At 60.9% G+C, this 8675-nt stretch carries 8 protein-coding genes and 1 pseudogene; 2 read left to right on the top strand and 7 right to left on the bottom strand.

Annotation, left to right across the window (positions count from 1 at the left end):
• Positions 1–697 (bottom strand): LysR substrate-binding domain-containing protein (locus tag CAF87_RS28810; protein WP_085748635.1); only part of this gene is annotated, 697 nt, incomplete at its 3' end.
• A gap of 162 nt (positions 698–859) precedes the next feature.
• On the opposite strand from CAF87_RS28810, the gene CAF87_RS28815 reads away from it, so the two are divergent.
• Positions 860–1876 (top strand): alpha/beta hydrolase, encoded by a 1017-nt coding sequence (locus CAF87_RS28815; protein WP_085712057.1) that lies wholly within the window; start codon positions 860–862, stop codon positions 1874–1876.
• Between the two features lie 63 nt (positions 1877–1939).
• Entirely contained in the window at positions 1940–3367 is a 1428-nt protein-coding gene (locus CAF87_RS28820; protein WP_085733251.1) for a mechanosensitive ion channel family protein, read from the top strand.
• Between the two features lie 58 nt (positions 3368–3425).
• Here the strand turns inward: CAF87_RS28820 and ycaC are convergent, their stop codons facing one another.
• The 6 genes and pseudogenes from ycaC to CAF87_RS29390 all read right to left on the bottom strand — a co-directional run.
• Positions 3426–4052 (bottom strand): isochorismate family cysteine hydrolase YcaC, encoded by a 627-nt coding sequence (ycaC, locus tag CAF87_RS28825; protein ID WP_085733252.1) that lies wholly within the window; start codon positions 4050–4052, stop codon positions 3426–3428.
• A 66-nt stretch (positions 4053–4118) separates the two neighbouring features.
• Positions 4119–5963: an amidohydrolase gene (locus CAF87_RS28830; protein ID WP_085733253.1), complete on the bottom strand. Its 1845-nt coding sequence runs from the start codon at positions 5961–5963 to the stop codon at positions 4119–4121.
• 45 nt (positions 5964–6008) lie between these two features.
• Positions 6009–6635, bottom strand: a complete 627-nt coding sequence (locus CAF87_RS28835; RefSeq protein WP_085733254.1) for an antibiotic biosynthesis monooxygenase — start codon at positions 6633–6635, stop codon at positions 6009–6011.
• On the bottom strand, positions 6628–7044 hold the full coding sequence (locus CAF87_RS28840) for a DoxX family protein (protein ID WP_085733255.1): 417 nt from the start codon (positions 7042–7044) through the stop codon (positions 6628–6630). The genes CAF87_RS28835 and CAF87_RS28840 overlap by 8 nt, the downstream gene beginning before the upstream one ends.
• A 97-nt stretch (positions 7045–7141) precedes the next feature.
• A complete protein-coding gene (locus CAF87_RS28845) occupies positions 7142–7324 on the bottom strand; it encodes a hypothetical protein (protein WP_085733256.1) in 183 nt (60 codons plus the stop codon).
• 357 nt (positions 7325–7681) lie between these two features.
• A pseudogene (locus CAF87_RS29390) lies at positions 7682–8675 on the bottom strand (hypothetical protein); the annotation flags it as partial.

Consider the following 8675-nt stretch of genomic DNA (forward strand, 5'->3'; position numbering starts at 1 on the left):
CCGCCACCGCCGCATCCCGCAGCAGCTCACCGTTGTTGACCCGCATCCGCCCGGTGACATTCACCAGCAGCGGCTTGGCCTGCCCCGCATTGAATCGCCATTGCACCGAGCGCCCGTGGCCGTAAGGCAGGCAGTCGTGGCTGAGCAGGTCTTCCGGTTTGACCGGCGTACCGCGCTCGGCCAGATACGCGGGACTGGCGCAGTACACCCGCTCGATGGCAGCGATGCGCCGGGCGATCAGGGTCGAGTCTTCCAGCACGCCGATGCGCAGCGCCAGGTCGTAGCCCTCGCCGAGCAAATCCACCGGACGGTCACTCAGATCGACCTCCACCGTCACCTCGCGATAACGCTGCAGGAACAGCGGCAGCAGACACCCCAGGTGCGCCACCGCGAACGACAACGGCGCACTGACACGAATCGTCCCACGGGGTTCGGCAGTCTGCCCGGCGATGCCCTGCTCCACCTGTTCGATTTCGCTCAACAGCCGCAGCGCGGACTCGTAATAGCTCTGGCCCAGCGGTGTCACGTCCAGGCGCCGGGTCGAACGATTGAGCAGACGCACGCCGAGGCGCTCCTCCAGTTGCATCAACCGACGGCTGACGAATTGCTTGGACAGACCTAACTGATCGGCGGCCGCCGTGAAGCTGCCGGAATCCATCACCTGGCAAAAAATACGCATGTCTTCGAACGGGTTCATTGTCACTCTCTGGTTGACAGTTAAACGCTTTATAGCCGCTTTTTCACTTTCCGGCACCTCATTAATCTGTGCTCACGGTGTTGCTGAGACCTGAAGCCCAGCGCCACAGCAGCCCTATCCCAAGGCATACAAAAACTCAAACGACTTAAAAAGGAATTACACATGAACATCAAGAAAACCCTCGCCGCTTCCCTCCTCGCCCTGTCCATCGGCAACGCATTCGCCGCCGAAGGCACTGGCGTCGAACACAACACCCAGGCCTTCCTCGATGCCCTCGCCGCCGGTGGTGGCAAACCGCTTGAGCAACTGAGCCCGAAAGACGCCCGTGCGGTGCTGACCGGCGCCCAGGCTTCGGTGAAGGTTGACCTGTCGGGCGTTGAAGTCAGCGACAAGGCGATCAAGGTCGATGGCCAGACGATCAACCTGAAAGTGGTGCGTCCAGCCAAGGTCAAGGGCGAGCTGCCGGTGTTCATGTTCTTCCACGGTGGTGGCTGGGTGCTGGGCGACTTCCCGACGCACCAACGCCTGATTCGTGATCTGGTGGTGGGTTCCGGTGCGGTCGCGGTGTATGTCGATTACACGCCGTCGCCGGAAGCGCAGTACCCGACCGCGATCAATCAGGCTTACGCCGCGACGAAGTGGGTGGCGGAGCACGGTAAAGATATCGGCGTCGACGGCAAGCGCCTGGCGGTGGCCGGCAACAGCGTCGGCGGCAACATGGCGGCGGTCGTGGCACTGATGGCCAAGGAACAGAAAACCCCGGCCTTGCGCTTCCAGTTGCTGATGTGGCCGGTGACCAACGCCGGGTTCGATAACGGCTCGTACCAGCAATTCGCCGAGGGCCATTTCCTGACCAAAGGCATGATGCAGTGGTTCTGGGACAACTACACCACCAACCCGGCCGAGCGTGCGCAGATCCATGCCTCGCCACTCAACGCGAGCGCCGAACAGCTCAAGGGCCTGCCCGCCGCACTGGTACAGACCGCCGAGTTCGACGTGCTGCGTGACGAAGGCGAAGGCTACGCCCGCCACCTTGACGCCGCCGGTGTGCCGGTGACCTCGGTGCGCTACAACGGGATGATTCACGACTTCGGCCTGCTCAACCCGCTGAACGGGATTCCTGAAGTGAAGGCCGCCGTGCGCCAGGCAGCGGCAGAACTGAAGACCCATCTGAACTGAGTGCAACCCCTCGCCACACCTTCAGGTGTGGCGTTTTCTTTTGTGCCCGCCGGAGTTCATCCCATGAGCCTTTTTTCTGCCCACCTGCTGTCCTGGAGTGCCCTGCTGCTGGTACTCGACGCCCTGCTCTGGCACCTCGCGCCGTTCAAGCATCGCGCGCAACGGGTCGGTGTGCGACTGGTGCTGTTTCTGGCCTTCAGTGCGCTGATCATCAATGCCGGCGTCAGCCCATTGCAGGCGCCAGTCTTTGCCGATGATCAGGTGGCGCAACTGGGCGCGACGGCCCTGGGGATTTTCTGGTGGCTGTACGCCGCGCGGGCGCTGACCGAAGTGATCGGCCTGATCCTGATGCGGCGCATCGGCCACAGCGGCCGTCTGCTGCAGGACGTGATCGGGGCACTGGTGTTTCTGGTGGCCATCGTCGCGGCCGCCGGTTATGTGCTGGAGCTGCCGGTGAAAGGCTTGCTCGCTACCTCCGGGGTGTTCGCCATCGTGGTCGGTCTGGCGCTGCAAAGCACCTTGAGCGATGTGTTCTCGGGCATCGTGCTCAACACCACCAAGCCGTATCAGGTCGACGATTTCGTGGTGATCGACGGCGTCGAAGGCAAAGTGCTCGACATCGACTGGCGCGCCACGCACCTGTTGACCAGCGCCGGCACCCTGGCCGTGGTGCCGAACTCGGTGGCGGCCAAGGCCAAGATCGTCAACCTCAGCCGCCCGACCAACCTGCACGGCGTGTCGATCAGCATCAAGGTGCCGAACCACATTCGCCCGCGCCGGGTACTCGACGCCCTCGACCGCACCTTGCAAGGCAGCAGCAGCCTGTTGCTGACGCCTGCGCCGAAAGCCGTGCTCAAAGAGGCCGGCGAAGAAATGTCGGAATACGTGGCCAGCGGTTTTATCGCCGAGCTGGGCAAAAAGGCTGAAGTGCGCAATCAACTGTTCGACCTCGCCCACCGCCATCTCGAAGCCGCCGGCATTTCGCGGCACCCGGACGGCGTGATCGAACCTTCGACCCGCGCTCGCGCCTTGCTCGATGAAGTGAAGATCTTCCGCTCGCTGAGCCATGAAGAACGCGATCGCCTCGCAGAATCGATGGTCGCGCAGCAGTACAGCGCCGGGCAGGTGGTGCTCGGTCTGGAGGAAGTCCCCGATAGCCTGTTCGTGATCGCCACCGGCGTGGTCAGCGCCAGCGTGCCGGACGGCAATGGTTTCACCGAAGCCGGGCGCATGGGCCCGAGCGAAGTCATGGGCGAGCAAAGCATTCTGGCGGATACACCTTCGCAGGCGACGTTTACCGCGCTGACGTCTTCGATCATTTATCGCCTCGACAAAAACCTGACTCGCCAATGCATGGAACAGCGCAGTGAAGTGGGCCAGGCGTTGAACAAGTTGCAGGCGGTACGGCAGCAGAACAGCCGGCTGGCGTTGATGGCCAAGCCTGTGCCCGTTCGCAAGGGTGGTTTTTTGGGGTGGTTGCAAAAGCGTTGAGCCCTTTTCGGCAGACAAAAAAATGCCCGCTCTTCAGCGGGCATTTTTCTTCAACCAATTACTTGGCAGTGAACTTGGTGTAGCTGTTGATCAGGTTGCGATAGTTCGGCAGGCGTTCCGACAGCAGATTCGCCAGGCCTTCCATATCGTTGCGCCAGTCACCCTGCAGCTCGCAGGCTACGGCGAACCAGTTCAGCAGGTGCGCACCAGCGGCCGACATACGCGCCCAGGCAGCTTGCTGCACGGTGGTATTGAAAGTGCCGGAAGCATCGGTCACCACAAACACTTCAAAACCTTCAGCGATGGCCGACAGGGTCGGGAACGCCACGCAAACGTCAGTCACCACACCAGCGATGATCAGTTGCTTGCGGCCGGTGGCCTTGATCGCCTTGACGAAGTCTTCGTTGTCCCAGGCATTGATCTGGCCAGGGCGGGCAATGAACGGCGCGTCCGGGAATTGTGCTTTCAGCTCAGGCACGATCGGGCCGTTCGGGCCGCTGTCGAAGCTGGTGGTGAGGATGGTTGGCAGCTTGAAGAACTTGGCGATGTCGCCCAGGGCCAGCACGTTGTTCTTGAACTCGTTCGGCGAGAAATCCTGCACCAGCGAGATCAGGCCGGTCTGGTGGTCGACCAGCAGCACCACGGCGTCGTCTTTGTTCAGGCGTTTGTAAGGAACGTTGCTCATGTGAAACTCCTCGGGGATGGGTGATGCGGCAAGCGCCGGCCACGAAGACCGGCGCCGTTTACGGGATCAGAAAGCGAAACAGGAACAACCGAACGCACCCCAGAAACCAGCGAAATCGCTGACCGGCGCATTCGACATCCGGGCTTTTTCATGGCTGTGGGTATGCACCGCGCACGGGCCGCTGCACTGGTGCACCTGGGCCTGCAATGGCGAATTCGGGCGCCAGTGGCCAGGGACTTTGACCACCGGCGACCAGTCCGGCAGCACCGGCAATGCACGTGGGCCGAGGTCTTCGAAGTCGCCAGCGGAATAAACGATCTTGCCGCCGACCACAGTCAGCACCGACTCGATCCACTTGATCGCTTCTTCTTCTACGTGGAAGAAGTCCGCGCTCAGCGCCGCCAGGTCCGCCAGTTGGCCGACCCTGATCTGGCCCTTCTTGCCCTGCTCGGACGAGAACCAGGCGCTGCCGTGGGTGAACAGTTCCAGCGCGGTGGTACGTGGCAAGCCTTCTTCGTACAGCGCCAGGCCGCCAACGGTGCGACCGCTGACCATCCAATACAGCGAGGTCCACGGGTTGTAGCTGGAAACCCGAGTGGCGTCGGTGCCGGCGCCGACCGGTACGCCTTCGGCGAGCATGCGTTTGATCGGCGGCGTGGCTTCGGCGGCTTGCTTGCCGTAGCGGTCGACGAAGTATTCGCCCTGGAACGCCATCCGGTCCTGAATCGCGATACCACCACCCAGCGCCCTCACCCGCTCGATGTTCTGCGGGGTGATGGTTTCGGCGTGGTCAAAGAACCATGGCAAACCGTTGAACGGTATGTCGCGGTTGACCTTCTCGAACACATCCAGCATGCGGCTGATCGATTCGTTGTAGGTCGCGTGCAGTCGGAACGGCCAGCGCTGTTCGACCAGGTGGCGCACCACCGGCTCCAGTTCCTGTTCCATGGTTTGCGGCAGGTCCGGGCGCGGTTCGAGGAAGTCTTCGAAGTCCGCCGCCGAGAACACCAGCATTTCGCCGGCGCCGTTGTGGCGCAGGAAATCATCGCCCTGATGCAACTTGACGCTGCCGGTCCAGTTCTGGAAATCGGTCAGCTCTTCTTTCGGCTTCTGGGTGAACAGGTTGTAGGCGATGCGCACGGTCAACTGGTCGTCTTTTGCCAGTTGTTCGATCACCTGATAATCGTCCGGGTAGTTCTGGAAACCGCCGCCGGCATCGATGGCGCTGGTCAGGCCGAGACGGTTGAGCTCGCGCATGAACTGGCGGGTCGAGTTGACCTGATACTCCAGCGGCAGCTTCGGACCCTTGGCCAGTGTCGAATACAGAATCATCGCGTTCGGTCGTGCCACCAGCATGCCCGTCGGGTTGCCGTTGGCATCACGCACGATTTCGCCGCCCGGCGGGTTCGGCGTATCGCGGGTGTAGCCGGCGACACGCAATGCGGCGCGGTTGAGCAGCGCGCGGTCATACAGGTGCAGGATGAACACCGGGGTGTCCGGCGCTGCCTGGTTGATTTCTTCGAGGGTCGGCATGCGTTTTTCGGCGAACTGGAATTCGTTCCAGCCACCGACCACGCGCACCCATTGCGGGGTTGGCGTGCGGTCAGCCTGATCCTTGAGCATGCGCAGCGCATCGGCCAGCGACGGCACGCCTTCCCAACGCAGTTCGAGGTTGTAGTTCAAACCGCCACGAATCAGGTGTAAGTGCGAGTCGTTGAGGCCGGGAATCACGCAGCGGCCCTTGAGATCGACGACCTGGGTGCCGGCGCCGCGCAGGGCCATGGCTTGCGCATCGTTGCCGACGACGGCGAAGCGGCCGTCCTTGATCGCCACGGCACTGGCGAGGGGTTTTGCGCGGTCTACGGTATGAAATTGGCCATTGAACAGAATCAGATCAGCGTTGGCGTTCATCGCAGTTCCTTCGATATAAGTGAAACGAAACCCAGACCTGCCGGCTCAGCGCGGCGGGTTGGTGTTGGAATCCAGATGTTCATGGAGCTGACTGGCGGTCAGCCACGGCGCGAACAGACGGGTCGCGACCGGCATGCAGACGTAGACCACCGACAGCACGATGGTCAGGGTGATCAGGAACGTGGCGACCACGTAGTTGGACAGGAACGCATTGAGTTGCAGCAGCGGCCCCCAGATCAGCGGCACCAGCAAGGTGTGCGGCAAAATCACGAATAACGTCACCACAGCCTGCTTCCAACGCGGCGGTGGTGAAGCGGCATCGGCCAGTGGTGTGAACCAGAACTCGTTGGCCGCATTGACCTCGGTCTGGTCGCCGTCGGCGAGCATTGGCGCGGCTTCGTCGATCAGCTTCTGACGCTGCGGCGAGTCGAGCCAGCGCTGCATCGCCTCGGTCGAGCAATAACGCAGCACGCAAGTGAACAGCGCGAGCCCGCCCTGCTGGCTGCGCATCACGTCCACGCCCAGGTGCCCTTCTTCGCGCCCCGCCACGCTGACGATATTGCGCAGCCAGGCTTCGTACGGCTGCTCAAAACCGGCCTTGACCCGGTGCTTGACGATCAGCGTCACGGTTTCTTCGGGTCCCGGTTTTTTCAGGGTCTGGGCATCAGGCATAACGGAGTACTCCGGGCAAACGAACATTGAGCGCGAGCCGTCCGGGCCCGGCGATCAGAACAGTGGTGAACAGAATCAACAGCAACCAGCCGAACTGCCCTTCGGCCACACTCCATTGCGGATGCACGAGCAGCAGCGCCACCAGCAGCACAAACAGAATAGGCAAACACGCCAGACGCGCCAGCACCCCGGCGACTATCAGCAGTGGACAGAGGACTTCGGCGAAGATCGCCAGAATCAAAGTGAGGTGGGCACCGAGGTGGAACGGGTCTTCGATCAGTTGCAGCTGCGCGGTGAAGTCCAGCAGCTTGGGCAAGCCGTGGACGAACAGCAGAAACAACCCGCCGGTAACCCGCAGGAACAGCAGGCCGAGATTTTGCGCATGGTCATTGCGTTGTGCCGCGTTCATGGGCCCATCCTTGATCAATCATTGCAGGTAATGGTGCAACGATTGATCAAGGGGAAATTGGATGGGTGTGCTCTCTTTGCTCTGGATCGATCAGTGATCAGGCTACAGCGGGCGCTATGAGGTAGCGGGCGTTGGGTTTGAGCAGAGGTTTTCTGGGGAGAAGCGGATTGAGGTAGTGATCGAGAGCGCGTTCGGCGGCTTCGTGGAATTTCTTTGAATCGAGGGTTTCGTAGGGGGAAGTTGAATCGACTTCCGGCGGGTTTGGCGTGGGTTTGATCATGGGTAAAGCCTCTAGAGTAGTGGAGGCGCCACGCTTCGCTGCTAAACGAAAGAGGTGGCGGCCGTACGCGGGTTAGCAAACCAGGACTCTAGAACCCGGCGCACCGAAGTGCCCCACGCAAAGCAGCCATAATGTGAACGGACAGGCGTGAGCCTGATCACGAACGAACGGCATTGTGCGTCTAGAGTAGATCCGGGCTGCTAAACCCGATCGCTGCTTTTCAACGACCGCCAAACAATAGAACCCGCCCCCAAGGCGCACAAGCCGGCGGATTCTGGCGGATGCGTAGGCAATGGCGCAAGGTTGTGTGGCTTTGCGGACATCCTCTTCAACGCTATTCAACAGTGCTAGAGAAAACTATTTGACTCCCCACGTCGGAACAGCGATCGGAGTCCCAATGCCATGTACATTGACCCAATATAAATAAGCTCCAGTCTGAGTATTCATACTGAAAGAAGCCACTACGTACTCCGTCTGAGGAACTCCTCCTACCCACCACTTCATTCGTGTGACCCAATCTCCCCACTTCGGCGCATAACTCCTGAGAAGTGCATTTGAATCTGCTGCTGTTGGCAGCTTGGTACCACTCGCGGAAATGGCCTGATTGGTTCTGTCCCAGGCATTGCCTCCATTCTGAAGCGGGTAGCCATCATGAACGTATACCCACACCACTGCATTGCTGATGGTCACCAGGTAACTTGCCGTAGCCTTTGAACTATCTGTAACCGTAATGGTAGCGGTGCCATTACCTGCCGCGATGGTTGCTCCTGTGGCCGAGTTGACGATAGCGACGTCGTTGTCGCTCGACTGGTAGGTGTAGGGAGGGATCCCCCCTATCGCGGGTTGAGTAAAGATTGCGTTGGCCGGGGGATTGGGTGGAGGCATCCCCTGTATGACAACATAACCAGTGGCGTTCAATGTTTTATTGGTACCAGCATTCAGTTTTGTGACAACGGTGAAGGTCCGCGCAGCCGATGATTGACCGGTGCCATACAAGGCCTTGGCGGTGAAACTCTGGAGCACGGCTGTCAGGCCAGTCACCACCAGCGTCCAGATGCCGGTCACGGGATCGGCCGTTGGCTGCCCTTTGGACACGATGCCCAGTAGCACATCAACTTTCTGGCCCTTGGCGGCGGCGCCGGTCAGGGTGACGCTGGTTTCGACGGTGGTGCCGCCGTTGGGGATTTCGACATTACTCGGCGAGCCCTTGACCGAGGTGATGGTCGGCGGGGTGGCGGCCGTCACGGTCAACGTGAGCGGGGCTGATGTCTGCCCTGACGCGTACAGCGCCTTTGCAGTGAATGTGTGCAGCGTGAGTGTCCGGCCGCTAAGTGTGTGTTTCCAGATGCCA

Origin of the sequence: Pseudomonas sp. R38(2017) (genome assembly GCF_002112395.1) — a bacterium.
Taxonomy (GTDB): domain Bacteria; phylum Pseudomonadota; class Gammaproteobacteria; order Pseudomonadales; family Pseudomonadaceae; genus Aquipseudomonas.